17 protein-coding genes are annotated in these 15,651 nt (G+C 72.4%); 12 read left to right on the forward strand and 5 right to left on the reverse strand.

The features are described 5' to 3' along the window. Nucleotides 1-21: 21 nt before the first annotated feature. Nucleotides 22-954, forward strand: coding sequence for an RNA polymerase sigma-70 factor (locus C1I92_RS21585; protein WP_111256719.1), 933 nt, complete (start codon nt 22-24; stop codon nt 952-954). A 32-nt stretch (nt 955-986) separates the two neighbouring features. Here C1I92_RS21585 and C1I92_RS21590 read toward each other — a convergent pair whose 3' ends face one another. From C1I92_RS21590 to C1I92_RS21600, 3 genes are all read right to left on the reverse strand, one after another. Further along, nucleotides 987-1,211: a hypothetical protein gene (locus C1I92_RS21590; protein ID WP_111256720.1), complete on the reverse strand. Its 225-nt coding sequence runs from the start codon at nt 1,209-1,211 to the stop codon at nt 987-989. 139 nt (nt 1,212-1,350) lie between these two features. Further along, nucleotides 1,351-2,292, reverse strand: a complete 942-nt coding sequence (locus C1I92_RS21595) for a phosphatase PAP2 family protein (RefSeq protein WP_199521456.1) — start codon at nt 2,290-2,292, stop codon at nt 1,351-1,353. A 13-nt stretch (nt 2,293-2,305) separates the two neighbouring features. Then, on the reverse strand, nt 2,306-3,472 hold the full coding sequence (locus C1I92_RS21600) for an epoxide hydrolase family protein (RefSeq protein WP_111256721.1): 1,167 nt from the start codon (nt 3,470-3,472) through the stop codon (nt 2,306-2,308). A gap of 63 nt (nt 3,473-3,535) precedes the next feature. On the opposite strand from C1I92_RS21600, the gene C1I92_RS21610 reads away from it, so the two are divergent. From C1I92_RS21610 to dgoD, 4 genes are read left to right on the forward strand one after another with little or no spacing between them, the layout of a single operon-like run. Beyond that, nucleotides 3,536-4,681, forward strand: a complete 1,146-nt coding sequence (locus tag C1I92_RS21610) for a helix-turn-helix transcriptional regulator (protein ID WP_199521457.1) — start codon at nt 3,536-3,538, stop codon at nt 4,679-4,681. Between the two features lie 21 nt (nt 4,682-4,702). Next, a complete protein-coding gene (locus C1I92_RS21615; RefSeq protein WP_199521458.1) occupies nt 4,703-5,488 on the forward strand; it encodes an SDR family NAD(P)-dependent oxidoreductase in 786 nt (261 codons plus the stop codon). Beyond that, entirely contained in the window at nt 5,485-6,189 is a 705-nt protein-coding gene (locus C1I92_RS21620) for a FadR/GntR family transcriptional regulator (RefSeq protein ID WP_111256724.1), read from the forward strand. The genes C1I92_RS21615 and C1I92_RS21620 overlap by 4 nt, the downstream gene beginning before the upstream one ends. Next, complete coding sequence (gene dgoD, locus C1I92_RS21625; RefSeq protein WP_111256725.1) at nt 6,186-7,331, forward strand: galactonate dehydratase; 1,146 nt, start codon at nt 6,186-6,188, stop codon at nt 7,329-7,331. Before C1I92_RS21620 ends, dgoD begins: the two co-directional genes overlap by 4 nt. A gap of 11 nt (nt 7,332-7,342) precedes the next feature. Here the strand turns inward: dgoD and C1I92_RS21630 are convergent, their stop codons facing one another. Further along, nucleotides 7,343-8,467 carry a CehA/McbA family metallohydrolase domain-containing protein gene (locus tag C1I92_RS21630; protein ID WP_111256726.1) on the reverse strand — a complete coding sequence of 375 codons (1,125 nt, stop codon included), beginning with the start codon at nt 8,465-8,467 and terminating at the stop codon, nt 7,343-7,345. A gap of 133 nt (nt 8,468-8,600) precedes the next feature. On the opposite strand from C1I92_RS21630, the gene C1I92_RS21635 reads away from it, so the two are divergent. The 6 genes from C1I92_RS21635 (at nt 8,601) to C1I92_RS21660 (ending at nt 14,303) form a co-directional block, all read left to right on the forward strand. Continuing rightward, on the forward strand, nt 8,601-9,485 hold the full coding sequence (locus C1I92_RS21635; protein ID WP_111256727.1) for a MurR/RpiR family transcriptional regulator: 885 nt from the start codon (nt 8,601-8,603) through the stop codon (nt 9,483-9,485). Between the two features lie 94 nt (nt 9,486-9,579). Then, entirely contained in the window at nt 9,580-10,413 is an 834-nt protein-coding gene (locus C1I92_RS21640) for a carbohydrate ABC transporter permease (RefSeq protein ID WP_199521459.1), read from the forward strand. Then, on the forward strand, nt 10,410-11,231 hold the full coding sequence (locus tag C1I92_RS21645) for a carbohydrate ABC transporter permease (RefSeq protein ID WP_199521460.1): 822 nt from the start codon (nt 10,410-10,412) through the stop codon (nt 11,229-11,231). The genes C1I92_RS21640 and C1I92_RS21645 overlap by 4 nt, the downstream gene beginning before the upstream one ends. Nucleotides 11,232-11,275: 44 nt before the next feature. After that, nucleotides 11,276-12,568 carry a type 2 periplasmic-binding domain-containing protein gene (locus tag C1I92_RS21650; RefSeq protein ID WP_111256728.1) on the forward strand — a complete coding sequence of 431 codons (1,293 nt, stop codon included), beginning with the start codon at nt 11,276-11,278 and terminating at the stop codon, nt 12,566-12,568. Nucleotides 12,569-12,570: 2 nt separating this feature from the next. Further along, nucleotides 12,571-13,656, forward strand: coding sequence for an ABC transporter ATP-binding protein (locus C1I92_RS21655; protein ID WP_111256729.1), 1,086 nt, complete (start codon nt 12,571-12,573; stop codon nt 13,654-13,656). After that, nucleotides 13,653-14,303, forward strand: a complete 651-nt coding sequence (locus C1I92_RS21660; RefSeq protein WP_158564230.1) for an HAD family hydrolase — start codon at nt 13,653-13,655, stop codon at nt 14,301-14,303. Before C1I92_RS21655 ends, C1I92_RS21660 begins: the two co-directional genes overlap by 4 nt. Here the strand turns inward: C1I92_RS21660 and C1I92_RS33965 are convergent. After that, complete coding sequence (locus C1I92_RS33965; RefSeq protein WP_158564231.1) at nt 14,300-14,473, reverse strand: hypothetical protein; 174 nt, start codon at nt 14,471-14,473, stop codon at nt 14,300-14,302. The genes C1I92_RS21660 and C1I92_RS33965 overlap by 4 nt on opposite strands. A gap of 154 nt (nt 14,474-14,627) precedes the next feature. On the opposite strand from C1I92_RS33965, the gene C1I92_RS21665 reads away from it, so the two are divergent. Continuing rightward, on the forward strand, nt 14,628-15,651 hold a 1,024-nt coding region (locus C1I92_RS21665), incomplete at its 3' end, for a winged helix DNA-binding domain-containing protein (RefSeq protein ID WP_111256731.1).

Genomic DNA, 15,651 nt, shown 5'->3' on the forward strand with positions numbered 1-15,651 from the left:
GCGCGAGGAGGTGTCCGCACCATGACGCAGGACGTGTTCCAGCGGCACCGCGGCCTGCTCTTCACCGTCGCCTACGAGATGCTCGGCAGCGTCGCCGACGCCGAGGACGTCGTGCAGGACACCTGGCTGCGCTGGTCCGCCGACGACCGCTCCGACGTCGCCGAGCCGAAGGCCTACCTCGTCCGGATCGCGACCCGGCTGGCGCTGAACCGCCTGCGCACGCTGCGCACCCGGCGCGAGACCTACGTCGGGCCATGGCTGCCCGAGCCGCTGCTCACCGGACCGGACGCGGCCGGCGGCGTCGAGCTGGCCGAGGACGTCTCGATGGCGATGCTGGTGGTCATGGAGACGCTGACGCCGATCGAGCGGGCGGTGTTCGTGCTGCGCGAGGTGTTCGGCTTCCCGTACACGGAGATCGCGGCGGCGCTGGAGCGCGGCGAACCGGCGGTGCGGCAGGTCGCGCACCGGGCCCGCGAGCACGTCCAGGCCCGCCGGCCGCGGTTCGACACCGACCCCGAGCAGCGTCGCGCCGTCACCGAGCGGTTCCTGCGGGCCACCGCCGAGGGCGACCTCGCGGCGCTGATGGAGGTGCTCGCGCCCGACGTCGTCATGGTGAACGACACCGGCGGCAAGGCGCGCGCGGCCCGGCGCCCCGTCATCGGCGCGGACAACGTCGGCCGGTTCCTGTGCGGCCTGGTCGCACGCGGCGAGATGGAGGGCTACCGGTTCGAGTACGCCGAGCTGAACGGCGCACCGGGCGTGGTCGGCTGGCTCGGCGGGCGCCTGGACGTGGCCGCCATCGTCGAGACCGAGAACGGCCGCGTGGCGCGGCTGCTGGCGTTCCGGAACCCTGATCGGCTCACCGGGGTGAACCGCGTCCCGCTCCGGCCGGCCGGCATGGCGGATATTGACACACCCGATGCCGGGCGGCCGGAAACCGAGACGTTTCGGTGATGTTTTGTGGCTATTTCAGAAAAGGCGGCGGCTCAGAGCCGCGTCACCTTCGGGTTCGGCAGGGCGATGCGGCGTACCGCGGTGCCGAAATCGACGTGCACCTCGTGCTCGCCGGGCACGCTGACCACGCGCCCGAGACCGTGACGGTCGTGAGTGAGCAGGTCATCGACGGAGAACTTCTCGAGGGGCGGGGGAGCGATGGGGCGGAACGGACTCGAAGGAAAAACAGGCCTCGCGGCCGGTGTACGAGAGGTCATTGTGTCAGTCTGCCGTTCTGAAGAGCGGATGTGTAGCCCTCTTTGGAAGACTATGTCAACTCTTGACCATCAGTTCGGCGGGCAGCGTTGAACACGTGTTCCCCCTCGTCCGGCACGCTGCCATGACAGCACCGAACGGCTAGGACACGGCTCCAGGGACGCGGTCCGGTACGGACCGGGCGGATGTCGCCGCGCCCGGTCCCGCCGGCCGGCTGGCGACCTGGTGCGCGACCAGGATCGCGGCGAACGCGAGCGCCGTCACGGCCACCACGCCGAGCGACGCGCCGACATACGCCGTCGCCAGATCGGACCGCTCGGACACCTCGCCGGCGGTGTTCAGCACGTCGCGGGTGCGCAGCAGCGCGGACCCCGACATCAGGCCGGCGACCCCCGCCACGACGACGAACAGGCCGGTGACGACCGCCGTCGGCAGCGTGCCGACCGGCGGCGACGGCATCCGCTCCGGGCTGCTCAGCGCCGTCAGCACCGTCGTCAGCCCGGCCCAGGCCAGCACGACGGTGATCGCGGCGACGACGTCGGACGGCCGGTGCCAGCCGCCGACCATCGTCGAGACGCCGGTCAGCGCGGTGTACCCGGCGCCGACCACCGCGACCGCGGGCCGGGCCCGTCGCGGCACCACCAGCAGCAGCGCCGCCGCGACGCTGGCGGCGACCGTGGTGTGACCGCTGGGCAGCGAGTTGTCCAGCGGGCCGGTGTCCTCGGCCAGCCGGGGACGGTCCAGCACGCCGTGCTTGAGCACCTGGGTGGTGAGGTTGGCGCCGCCGACCAGCACGACGACCTGCAGCGCCAGCAGCCAGCGCTGCCGCAGCAGCGCGATCGCCGCGACCGCGCCGAGCACCACGACGACGAACGGAACCGACACGATGTCGAGGACCTGCTCGGCGCCGGACCACAGCGTGGACCGGCCGATGCCGGAGCCGCGGAAGGCGACCTGGTCGATCCGCTGGCCGACCGCGGTGTCGACGAACCATCGCCAACTCGCCCAGGTGCCCAGGACGCCGGCCGCGAACATCAGCAGGCCGAGGACGACACCGCCGGGCCGGGGCGAGTTGGGGCGCATGGTTCGAGGGTAGTCAGAGTCCCTGTGAATCCCGGACCTTCGCGAAGAACGCGCGGATGTCGGCGGCGTGGCCGGCCGGCTCGTCCATCGCGATGAAGTGGTGGCTGCCGGGGTTGCCCTCCGGCCAGTGCACGATCGTGTTGTCGCGTTCGGCCAGCCGCCGCATCAGCGCCGAGCCGCCGCCGTAGACGCCCGACGGCACCGCCCGCTGGCCCTCCGGCCACTCGAACCTCGGCCGTCCGGCGTCGCGCGCCAGGCCCTCGTACATCGGCCAGGACGACGTCGCCGCCGTCTTCGTGAACCAGTAGACGCTGACGTTGTCGAGGAACAGGTCGCGGTCGATGACGTCGAACAGCGGCCGGTCGGACATGGAGAACTCCTGGAACTTGTGCGCGTGCCAGGCCAGCAGCGCCACCGGCGAGTCGTGCCAGCCTGCGCCGAACGTCTGAGGCGCCGCCCGCAGCAGCGCGTGATGGTCGACGCCGCCGGACATCCACTGCTGCATCAGGTCCCACTCGGCCCGCTCGGCCTCGTCCATGCCGGGCACGTCGGCCTCCGTCGGGAACCCGAAGCCGCCGTCGATGTGGACGCCGACGACGCGGTCCGGGTGCAGCCTGGCCAGCTCCGGCGCGACGTAGGCGCCGAGGTCGCCGCCCTGCGTCCCGTAGCGGTCGTAGCCGAGCCGCTCCATCAGCGTCGCGAACATGCCCGCCACGGCCGGGATGCCGAAGCCCGTCGAGCGCGGCGCGGCGGAGAAGCCGAACCCGGGGACGGACGGGACGACGACGTGGAAGGCCTGTGCCCGCCCCTGTGCCGCGTCGCCGTGCGCGCGCGGGTCGGTGAGCAGCGGGATCGTGCGGGCGAACTCGACGAACGAGTTCGGCCAGCCGTGCGTGAGGATCAGCGGCAGCGCGTCCGGCTCCGGCGAGCGCACGTGCAGGAAGTGCAGGTCCATCCCGTCGATCTCCTCGACGAACTGGGGGAACGCGTTGAGCTGTTCCTCGCGGGCGCGCCAGTCGTAGCCGGTGCGCCAGTACTCGGCTGTCTCGCGCAGCCAGTCGGTGGGCACGCCCCGGTCCCACCCGTCGCCGGGCAGCTGCGGTGTCCAGCGGGTCCGGGCCAGCCGGTCGTGCAGGTCGTCGAGATCGTGCTGGGGGACGTTGATCTGGAAGGTCGTCATGCCGCTGACGCTAGGAGCCATCTAGGTCTGTTCTTGTCCTATTTCTGCGGCATTCTGTTTTTCATGAGTGACACGCCCGGGCGGCTCCTCGCGTTGCTGTCCCTGTTGCAGACGCTGCGCGAGTGGCCGGGTAGCGAGCTGGCCTCGCGCCTCGGTGTCAGCTCACGCACCATCCGGCGCGACGTCGACCGGCTGCGTGACCTCGGCTATCCGGTGGACGCGACGCTGGGTGCGGCGGGTGGGTACCGACTGGTCGCCGGCGCGGCGCTGCCGCCGTTGCTGCTGGACGACGAGGAGGCGGTGGCGATCGCTGTTGGGCTGCGGGCGGCGGCCGGGTCCGCCGTCGCCGGGATCGAGGAGGCGTCGGTGCGGGCGCTGGGGAAGCTGGAGCAGGTGCTGCCGGCGCGGCTGCGGTACCGGGTGCGGACGCTCGGTGCGGCAACGTCGCCGGTCGGCGGCGGGCCGGTGGTCGACCCCGAGGTGCTGACGGCGCTGGCCGCGGCCGTCGCGGGACGCGAGCGGGTCCGTTTCCGCTACGCGTCGCGTGCTGACGCGGACTCCGGCCGGCTGGTCGAGCCGCTCGCCCTCGTCCCCTCCGGCCGCCGCTGGTACCTCCTCGCCTGGGAGGTCGAGCGATCCCCAGGAGTCGGCGGCGGGCCTGCCGGTTCCGGCTCGTCGGCAGTGCAGACCCCGCCCGGCTGGGAGGGCCCTCCCACCCTACGGGCGGGCACCGACAACGTCGGCGGCGCGAGCCACGGCGGTGACGGCCGGGACGCCGGGCACGGCAATGGCCGCGACCGTACGCCAAGCGACGGCTGGCGGACGTATCGGGTGGACCGGATCGCCCGCGTCCAGCCGACCGGCGTGCGGATCCGCGCCGAGCGCGTCCTGCCCGCCGAGGACGCCGCGTCGTACGTCGCCGGCCGGCGGACCGACTGGGGCACCCCCGAAGTGCACGCCGTCGTGACGTTCGAGGCTCCGGCGAGCGCCGTGGCCGGCCGCCTCGGCGACAACCCCGGCGAGGTCACCGCCGTCGACGCGGGGCGCAGCCGGCTCGACGCCCGGCGCGATGACTCGATGGAGTGGCTGGCCGCGCGCCTGGCGAGCCTCGGCTGCGCCTTCGCCGTCCACGAGCCGGACGAGCTGCGGGCGGCGGTCGTGGCACTCGGCGAACGCGCAATGGCGGCCGCTAATAGTCATACAAGATGACTGAATGCTAGATTGCGGGACGTGAACGACAGCGCCGACGTCCTCGCACCTCGCTACCGCGGCCGGGTCGCCCTGGTCACCGGCGCCGCGTCCGGCATCGGCGCGGCGACCGCGCGCCGGCTGGCCGCGGAGGGTGCGCACGTCCTGCTGGCCGACCTGGACGAGGCCGGCCTGGAGCCCGCGGTCGAGGCGGCGACGGCGGCGGCCGGGTTCGGCGGCGGCGCCGAGGGCGTGCCGCTGGACGTGGCGGACGAGGACGGCTGGCGGCGGGTCGCGGCCCGCCTCGACGACGGTCCCGGCCGGCTGGACCTGCTGCACTCGAACGCGGCGATCGCGGTCATCGAGCGGGCCGATCGGATGGCAGTCGCCGACTGGCGCCGTCAGCTGGACGTCAACCTCACCGCGACGTTCCTCGCCGTGCGCGCGCTGGCCGCAGTGCTGACCAGGTCCCGCGGCTCGATCGTCCTCACGTCGTCGGTGCACGCGACGCGCGGGCTGCCCGGCCGGTCGGCGTACGCGGCGAGCAAGGGTGCGCTGGTCTCGCTCGGGCGCCAGCTGGCCGTCGACTACGGGCCCGAGGTGCGGGTCAACAGCGTCGAACCGGGCCCGATCCTGTCGCCGGCCTGGGACGGCACCAGCGCGGCCGACATCGAGCGCAGTGTCCGGATGACCACCCTGGCCCGCCTGGGCCGCCCCGACGAGGTGGCCGCCGCGGTGGCGTTCCTCGGCTCCGCCGACGCGTCCTACGTCACCGGAGCGAGCCTGCTGGTCGACGGCGGCTGGAGCGCGACGGCGGACTCCGCATGACCGTCTTCCGCGGCATCCACGGCGCCGTCGTCGCGCACCTCGGCGAGCTGATCGTCCGCGGCGACGTCGAGCCGGGCGAGCCGCTGGACCCGGTCCGGCTGGAGGCCGACCTCGGCGTGAGCCGTACCGTCGTCCGCGAGGCGCTGCGCGTCCTGGCCGCGAAGGGCCTGGTCGACGCCCGGCCGAAGCGCGGCACCATCGTCCGGCCGCGCGAGGAGTGGGCGCTCCTCGACGCCGACGTGCTGCGCTGGCGGGCGCAGGCGCCGGCCGACGCCGGGTTCCTGGCCGACCTCGCCGAGGTCCGCGGCATCGTCGAGCCCGACGCCGCCCGGCTGGCGGCGGCGCGCCGCACCGACGCCGACCTGGCCGCGATGCGCGCGGCGCTCGACGTCATGGCCGGCGAGGAGACGTCGGTCGACGCCGTCGTCGAGGCCGACCTCGCGTTCCACCGCGCGCTGCTGGACGCCGCGCACAACGCGCTGCTGCGGCAGCTGGAGCAGGTCATCGCGACCGGCCTGCGCGCCCGTGACCTGCTGGTGTACGGCCACGGCGGATGGGCGCACAGCGTGCCCGAGCACCTCGCCGTTCTCGACGCCGTCGCCGGTGGTGACGCGGACGGCGCCGAGCGCGCCGTCCGCCACCTGCTGACCCAGGCCGACCACGACGTCCGGACGATCACGTCCGGGAAGGAGCCCGAGTGAAGATCACCGCGATCGAGACGTTCCTGGTGCCGCCGCGCTGGCTGTTCTGCCGGATCGAGACCGACGAGGGGATCGTCGGCTGGGGCGAGCCGGTCGTCGAGGGCCGCGCCGACACCGTCCGCACCGCCGTCCAGGAGCTGGCCGACTACCTGGTCGGCCAGGACCCGCTCCGGATCGAGGAGCACTGGCAGGTGATGACGAAGGCGACGTTCTACCGCGGCGGGCCGGTGCTCTCCAGCGCCGTCGCCGGGCTGGACCAGGCGTTGTGGGACATCGCCGGCAAGACCTACGGCGCGCCGGTGCACGCGCTGCTCGGCGGGCCGGTCCGCGACCGCATCCGCATGTACAGCTGGATCGGCGGGGACGAGCCGGCCGAGATCGCCGACGGGATCGCCGAGAAGATCGCCGAGGGGTTCACCGCGGTGAAGATGAACGGGTCGGCGCAGCTGGGCCCGATCGCCACCGTGGCCGAGACCGACGCCGCGCTGGAGCGGCTGGCGGCCGCCCGGGAGGCGCTCGGCCCGGACCGCGACGTCGCCGTCGACTTCCACGGCCGGGTCTCGCCGGCCAACGCGCGCCGGCTGCTGCCGCTGATGGCGCCGCTGCACCCGCTGTTCGTCGAGGAGCCGGTGGTGCCGGAGCTCGGCGCCCAGCTGGCGTCCATCGTCGCGGCCAGCTCGGTCCCGATCGCGACCGGCGAGCGGCTGTTCGGCCGGCGCGACTTCGTCGAGCCGCTGGCCGCCGGTGTCGCCGTCGTGCAGCCGGATCTCTCGCACGCCGGCGGCATCTCCGAGGTCCGCCGCATCGCCGCACAGGCCGAGGTGGCCGGCGCGAGCCTGGCGCCGCACTGCCCGCTCGGCCCGATCGCGCTGGCCGCGAGCCTGCAGGTCGGGTTCGCGACGCCGAACTTCCTGATCCAGGAGCAGAGCCTGGGCATCCACTACAACGTGGGCAACGACCTGCTCGACTACCTCGTCGACCCGGCCGTCTTCCGCTTCGACGACGGCTGGGTGCACCGCTCGACGGCGCCGGGCCTGGGCATCGAGGTCGACGAGGACGCGGTGCGCCGCGCGGACGAGATCGGGCACCGCTGGCGGGCCACGATCTGGCGGCACGCCGACGGCAGCCTCGCCGAGTGGTGAGCCCGGCGAGCTCACCGCTCGACGAACACGGGTTGGGTCCAGGCGCGGCGGCCGTCGGCGTCGACGATGGTGGCGCGCACGTAGCCCTCGTCGCCGCGGATCCGGTAACGCGGGTTGGCCCCGGCCATCTCGGCCAGTAGCCGGCCGCCGCGGCCGGTGAACCTGGTCCGGAACCGGGTCAGCCCGACGAACTTCGCGGACCGCCAGCCGGGTATCGCTGCGAGGGAGATCTCGACAGAGTCGGGTCCGGCCGTGTAGCGGTCGACGACGATGCCCGTCGAGGCGTAGAAGTGGCCGTCCCTGAGCGCGTTCATGATCGACTCCTGGTCGAGCGAGCCCGCCCGCACGACGATCCATGCCTTGCCCGGCGTGGGTGCGTCCCGGTCGTCGAAGGCCGCGTACTCATGGACGTCGTCGCTCGCGGTGCCCCATACCCGCACTCCGTCGCTGAGCAGTTCGTCCCACAGCTCCTCGGTCGCGGGGGCGCGGTCACCGCCGTCGTCGACTCCGCCGAGGTTCCCGGCGAGCGAGAAGGCGTTCCAGATCTCCATCAGGTACGGCTGCGGCAGGCCGAGCAGGTCCTTGCGGCCGACGGACCAGTGCAGGTTGGGGTGGTTGATCTGGGCGATCCCGCCCGCCGCGCGGACTTCGGCGACGTTGCGGTGGAAGGTGGACGCCAGCGTGTGGTCGCCCTGCGGGTAGGCGGCGAAGATCGCGGCGATGTCCGGCCTGCGCTCGAACAGCGCCTCGCGGCCGCCCGGCGGACACGCGCGCCACACCCGCGCGATCTCGTCGGACAGCTCCGGATAGCCGACCGGCAGGATCACCCGGTCGGTGTTCAGCGCGTTGACGTGGCCCTGGCGGATGCCGTGCGGGTGCGCCGGGTCGACCACCATCTGCGTGATCTCCTGCCCAGGCAGCACCAGGAACTCACACTCGTCGCCGGACATCCGGCTGAGACCGGCCACGTCGGTGAGGTGCTCGTGGTCGGTGATGAACAGGAAGTCGTAGCCCTTGCGGCGGTACCACTCGGCCGCGAGCTCCGGGCTGCCGTTGGCGTCGGACGCCGGTGGGGCGCTGGTGTGGGTGTGCGTGTTGCCACGGAACCAGCGCTGGGGCGAGGCGGCAGTGATCATGGGGCCCTTCCGAGGTCGGCTGCCGCCACCGTAGGCGGTACGAAATTTCGAACCATAGAGTGGAACGAAATTTTCATACGGAGTTCGGATTCTGGTCGGACCCGATTCACGGCGCGTCCCTAGCGTCGCCGGCATGACTGGTGCAGAACTCGACCCGACTCCTCCGGCCGCCCGGCGAGACGAGCCGATCCTGGAGCGATTGCGTGCGTCGCTGGCGACGTTGAGTCCGGCCGAGCGACGCGTCGCGGAGGCGATCCTCCGCGACCCCGTCGGCGTCATCCACCAGTCGGTCTCGCAGCTGGCGCAGGACGCGGACACGTCGGCGGCCACGGTGGTCCGGCTGTGCACGGGGATCGGGTTGCGCGGCTACCAGGAGCTCAAGATCACCCTGGCGACCCAGTCCTTCTCCGCACCGGCACGGGTCCACAGCGACGTGGAAGGGGACGACGACGCCCGGGCCATCGCACGGAAGATCCTGAGCAGCACGTCCAGTGCGCTGCTGTCGACGGCGGAAGCACTGGACTCAGCCGTTCTGGGGGCGATCGCCCGCCGGATCATGGAGGCCAGCCGAGTGCTGCTGGGCGCTGTTGGCACGTCGGCCCCGCTCGCGCAGGACTTCGCCTACCGGCTGACCACGCTCGGTATCCCGGCCACGTTCGTACCGGACGTCCACACGCAGCACGTGACGGCGCGGATGCTCGGGCCGGGAGACCTGCTGTTCGTCATCAGCCACACCGGTTCCACGTTCGAGACGCTTGCCGTGGCACGCGCCGCGCGAGACTCCGGCGCCGGGACCGTGGCGCTGACCAGCTTCACCGCCTCGCCGCTGACCGAGATCGTCGACCTCGCCCTGATCGCGGGAAGTCCCGAGACGTCGTACCGGGTCGAGGCCATGGCCAGCCGGATCGTGCATCTCGCGGTCCTGGACGCGCTGTACGTCGCGATCGCGCTCGCCCACCCCGGGAGCGCGGCCGGGCTGACCATGACCGAAGACGTGCTGATCGAGCACCGGGTCTGATGTCGTGACCACGACCATGCGGCGACCCGTCGACGACCTGGCTCGGCCCCCGAGAGCCCGTCGCCGGCGTTCCGGCCGGCCGGCACTGATCCTGATGACGCTGCCCGCAGCGGTGGCCATGACGGTGTTCGTGGCGCTCCCGGCGCTGCTGTCGCTGATCGGGAGCTTCTTCGAGATCCCGCTGACCGGCGGGGCCTGGAGGTTCGTGGGGTTCGGCAACTTCACCGACGTGCTCAGCGATCCGGCAGTCCTGCAGGCGATCCGCAACACCGCCGTCTACAGTGCGATCACGATCGTGCCCAGCCTCGTGATCGGGCTCTCGCTCGCGCTGCTCGCCAACGCCGCCGGGCGTGGCCGGCCGTTCGTCCGCACCGTGCTGTTCCTGCCGATGACGGCGAACCTGGTCGCGATGGCCGTGGTCTTCAGCTGGATGTTCAGCTACCCCGGCGGGTTCGTCAACCAGGTCATCGGGCTGGTCGGCGCCGAGCCGGTCAACTGGCTGGGCGACCCGGCGACGGCGCTGCCGGTCGTGGCGCTGGTCGGGATCTGGCGTACCGCGTCGTTGACCATGGTGATCTTCTTCGCCGGGTTGGCTGCGATGCCGGCCGCGCTCGACGAAGCGGCGCGCGCCGAAGGCATCCGGGGGCTGCGCAAGCTCTTCCTCGTCACGCTGCCGACCATCCGGCCGACGGTGGTGTTCGCCACCGTCCTCGCGATCCTCAGCTCCGCCCAGGTCTTCGACACCATCAACGTCATGACCCAGGGCGGCCCCCGCGGGTCCACCGAGACCGTGCTCACCATGACCTGGCGGATCGGCTTCGGCTACTTCGACCTGGGCGCGGCGTCGGCGTTGGCGTTCCTGCTGCTCGTCGTCCTGGTGGGCATCGGCATCCTGCAGCGTCGCACGCTGTCGGGGTGGGGTCGATGAGGGCCGCCGCCCGGGCCGGCCTGCTGGCCGCGACCTGCGTCGCCGTCGTCGTGTCGCTGTTTCCCTTCTACTGGATGGTGCGCACGTCCATCGCACCGGCGGACGAGACGTTCTTCCAGGGCATCGCCTGGTTCCCGTCCGCGGTCGACCTGTCCGGCTACGCGCGGGCGTGGACCGACGGCGGGCTCGGCCGCGCGATGGTCGTCGGCCTCCTCCAAACGCTCAGCATTCTCGCGCTGCAACTGCTGACCTGTGTCCCGGCCGCGTACGTGCTGGCCAAGGTGCGTTCCCGGGCCACGGGAATCGCTCTGACCGCGGTGCTGGGCTGCCTGCTGGTACCCAGCCAAGTGACCTTGATCCCGCTGTTCATCGGCGTCAACGTCGTCGGCTGGTCGGACTCGCTCGTGGGGTTGGTGCTGCCCTTCACGACGAGCGCGTTCGGCATCTACCTGATCCGGCAGCAGATGATGACGATCCCTGACGCGCTGCTGGAGGCGGCACGGGCCGACGGGCTCGGCCATTTCCGCAGGCTGACCAGCGTGGTGATCCCGATGGCGGCACCGGGCATCGCGGCGTTCAGCGTGTTCTCGGTGTTCGCGCACTGGAACGAGTACCTGTGGCCCCTGCTCATCTCGCGCAGCCCCGACATGCGCACTCCACCGCTGGCGCTGGCCGTCTTCCAGCAGGCCGACGTCGGTTACGACTATCCAGCCCTCGCCGCGGGGGCGGTCATCATCACCGCCCCGATCGTGGTCCTGTTCCTCCTCGCCCAGAAACCGTTCGTGCAGGGCATGAGCGGCACCGAGATCACCGGCTGACCGAGCTTCGACAGCTGGACCCCATCGACCAGACAGGAACGACCATGCGTACTCGATCGATCGCTCGTGCGGCGCTCGTCGCGAGCGTCCTCCCGCTCGCCGCGTGTGCCTCCGACAGCGGGCCGGACGCCTCGACGGCGGCCGCGGCCGACATCGCCGACTGCGACCCGGCCGACTCCACCCTCACCATCACCCACCAGCCACCGGCCGCCGAAGCCGTCGCGGTCGCCGTCGAGGCCATGAACCGCGAGTACCCCGAGCTGGAGATCACCGTCAACGCGGTCCAGGCCGCCACCTACGACGAGTTCACCCGCACCGTCGTCGGCGACATCGCGGTCGGCAACCGGCCCGACATGATCGTCTCCGGGCTCGGCCAGCTGCCGTTCTGGGTCGAGCAGTACCAGCCGGCGCCGATCGACGTCGACGCGCTCCCGGCCACCTACCGGCGCGCGTTCCTGACCGCGGGCACCATCGACGGCGACGTGTACCTCGCGCCCGCGCAGGTGTCGGTGCCGTTCCTCGCCGTCAACCAGACCATGCTCGACCAGGCCGGTGCGGGCGACGCCGAGGACATCCGGACCTACGACGACCTGATCGAGGCCGCTCGGAAAGTCACCGCCATGACCGGTCAGCCCTCGGTCACCATCGCGACGCACAACATCCCGGACTGGCTCAGCCAGGCGTTCGTCCAGGGCGCCGGCGGGACGTTCATCACCGGCGACGGGCGGCCGGCCTTCGGCGACGGCCTCGGTGTCGACGCCATCTCGATCTGGAGCCGGCTGCACGCGGAGAACCTCGAGCTGGGCATCGTCCAGGACGCCGAGAGCCAGGCCGCGTTCGACAGCGGCACGGCGGCGTTCCTCGTCACCTCCAGCGCCGGCATCGCCGCCCGGGTGGAGAACATCGGCGACGCGTTCGAATGGGCCGCCGTCGACCTGCCCACCGTCAACGGCGAGCAGGGGCCGGCACCGGCCGGCGGCAACGGCTGGATCGTGCTGAGCGACGACCCCTGTCGCGCGGCCTTCGCCAACGCCGCGCTCGCCCACCTGCTGTCGACGGACGGGGTACTGGCCGCCAGCGGAACGTCGTTCAGCTACATCCCGGTCGACACCGCCGCCGCCGAAGAGTTGCTGGCCAGCGACGCCGTCACCCAGCAGACGACCTACGCCTGGTCCTTCGACGGCGAGATCACGCCCTGGGGCGGCTGGCGTGGCGACGCGACCGCCGAGGTCATCGGCGCCTTCCGGACGATGGCCCAGCAACTGCAGGCCGGCGCCGACCCCGAACAGACCATCCAGACCGCGGTCACCACCATCGACCAGTTGGTGGCGGAGTAGCCATGCCGGTCGTCGAACTGAACGGGATCCGGAAGTCCTTCGGCGCGGTCCGTGCCCTGGACGGAGTCGACCTGTCGATCGGCGACGGCGAGCACGTCGGCGTCCTCGGTCCGTCCGGGTCGGGTAAGTCCACCCTGCTGCGGGTCGTCGCGGGCCTGGAGACGGCCGACGAGGGCGACGTCCGGTTCGCCGGCGAGCCGCAGGGCGACACGCCGGCGCACCACCGGGACTGCGCGATCGTCTTCCAGCACTTCGCGCTCTACCCGCACATGACCGCGCTGGCGAACATCACCACGGGACTGCGGTACGGCCTCGGTCTGCCGAAGCGGGCCGCCGAGGCACGGGCGCGCGACCTGGCCACTGTCATGCAGGTCGAACACCTGCTGGACCGCAAGCCGCGGCAGATGTCCGGCGGCCAGCGGCAGCGCATCGCGCTGGCCAGGGCGCTCGCTCGGCAGAGTGGCGTCGTCCTGCTCGACGAGCCGCTGTCCGGCCTGGACGCGCAGTTGCACTCCGTACTCCGGCTGGAGATCGCCGCCATGCTGCGGGCCGCGGGCGCGACCGCGATCAACGTGACGCACGACCAGCTCGACGCGATGGCGATGGCCGACCGGATCGCCGTCATCAACCAGGGCCGCATCGACCAGGTCGGGACCCCGGACGACCTCTACGACCGGCCGGCGACGCTGTTCGTCGCCGGGTTCATCGGGTCGCCGCCGATGAACCTGCTCCCCGTCGACGCTTCCGGCAACGCGTCGTTCGAGGACGTGTGGATCAAGAGCAGCCAGCCGGTCACCCTCGGCGTCCGCGCCGAGCGGCTCACGCTCGGCGAACCGGCCGACGGCGCCTGGCGGTTGACCGGGTCCGTGGCGCTGGTCGAGCCGACCGGGCTGGACCGGATCGTGCAGCTGCGTACCGAGCGCGGCGACTCGCTCGCGTTCCGGTGCCCGGTGCACCGGTCACCTGCGATCGGGAGCCAGGTCACGGTGTCGGCTCCGCCCGACGCGATCCACGTGTACTCGCAGACCACCGGGCAGCGGCTCGGCGGGCTCGACCACGCGGACCTCGCAGTGGTGCACCGCGCGTGACGAAACTCGACGGCACCGCCGCAACCAACGGCGCCCGCTTCCACGACGTGCTGGTGCTGTTCGACTGGAACGGCACCCTGGTGCTCGACGCCGGCCGGGCCCGCACCGCGCTCAACGGCGTCCTCGGCCGGCGCGGGATCGCGCCGCTGACACCCGACGACTTCGCCGAACGGTTCCACCTGCCGATGGCGACGATGTTCACCGACCTCGGCGTTCCGAACGCCGACACCGCGGCCGCGGAATCGGAGTGGAACACCGACGTCGCCGGCCACGAAGCCGCGCCGCGCCCCGGGCTCGCGGCGGCCCTGGAGCAGTTGTACGACGGCGGCGCCAGGCTGGGGATCGTCTCGGCCGCCGCAGCCGCCGCGGTCGACGCCGACCTCGACCGACTCGGCGTCCGGCACCGGTTCCACACCATCGACACCGCCGCCGCGGACAAGCCCCACGCGCTGCGCAGCCGTCGGCAGAGTCGGGCGAACGCCTACTACGTCGGCGACACCACCTACGACATCCGGAGCGCACTGACCGCCGGGTTCGTCCCCATCGGCGTGGCCGACGGCTACACCAGCGCCCCTCGCCTGGTCGACGCCGGCGCCGCCGCGATCGTCGCGGACCTGCGCCAGCTCGTCCAGGTCATTGCCGGCTAGTCCAGGCTGGCGGACAGACCGCCGAACTCCTGCTGCAGGTCGTCGCCGGGCGAGCCGCCCAGGCTCAGGATGGCGATGATGGCGGCGGCCGCGACGGCGAGGCCGATGAGGATCACGACCGCCAGTTCCAGGCGGTAGCGGCGTTCTTCCGTTGCCTTGTGCTGACTCACGGAGCCCCCCGAGAAGTCCACGGACTGAGAAGAATTGTTCCGAATACATACCCTAGAGGTGCTGTCAATCGGTTCGCGAAGATCGTCCCCTTTCCGCGGTTCAGCGAACCCTGGAATCTCCGACGCTGTCGGACCCTCGTGTCAGGATCGGACCGTGCTCACCATCAGCGCCGAACAGCGCCGCCGGCGGCTGCTGCGGCGGCACCACCTCGCGGCCGAGACGCCGGCCGGCTCGGTCGCCGGCGCAGTCGCCGGAATGGTGGTGCTGCACGCCACCGACCCGGCGACGGTGTACGTGTCGGCGCTGGTCAGGGTGCCTGAGGCGACGCTGGACGACGTGTCGGCGGCCCTCTACGACGACCGCTCGGTGGTCAAGCTGATCGCGATGCGTCGCACCATGTTCGTCACGCCGACCGACTTCGTGCCGGTCGTGCACAGCGCCGCCGGGCTGATGATCGCCGACCGGCTGCGCCGCCAGCTGGTCCAGCACCTGAGCACGCTGCCCACCGAGCCGCCGGTCGACGGCGACGTCGCCGCCTGGCTGACCGACGTCGAGACCGCCACCGAGAAGGCGCTCGACGAGCGGGGCGAGGCGTTGGCCAACGAGCTGGCCCGGGCCGAGCCGCGGCTGCGCACGGCGGTGCTGCCGACCACCGACAAGAAGTGGGACGTCAAGCAGAACATCACCAGCCGGGTGCTCACGCTGATGGGCGCCGACGGCCGCATCGTGCGCGGCCGGCCCGCGGGCACTTGGCTGTCACGGCAGCACCGGTGGGCGTCGGTGCGCGGCCTGTGGCCCGACGGCCTGCCGGACGTCCCGGAGGCCGACGCCCGGGCGGAGCTGGCCCGGCGCTGGCTGCGGGTGTTCGGCCCGGCGACGGTCGCCGACCTGCAGTGGTGGACGGGGTGGACGCTCGGCGTCACGCGCACGGTCCTGGCCGGGCTGGACGTCGTCGACGCAGACCTCGACGGCGAGCCGGGCCTGGTCCTGGCCGACGACACCGAGCCCGAGCCCGCGACGGCGCCGGTGGCGACGCTGCTGCCGGCGCTCGACCCGACGCCGATGGGCTGGCAGCGGCGCGACTGGTTCCTCGGCCCGCACCGCGAGGCGCTGTTCGACCGCAACGGCAACGTCGGGCCGACGGTGTGGTGGGACGGGCGGGTGGTCGGCGGCTGGG

The sequence above is a fragment of the Jiangella anatolica genome, from assembly GCF_003236295.1.
Taxonomy (GTDB): Bacteria; Actinomycetota; Actinomycetes; order Jiangellales; family Jiangellaceae; genus Jiangella; species Jiangella anatolica.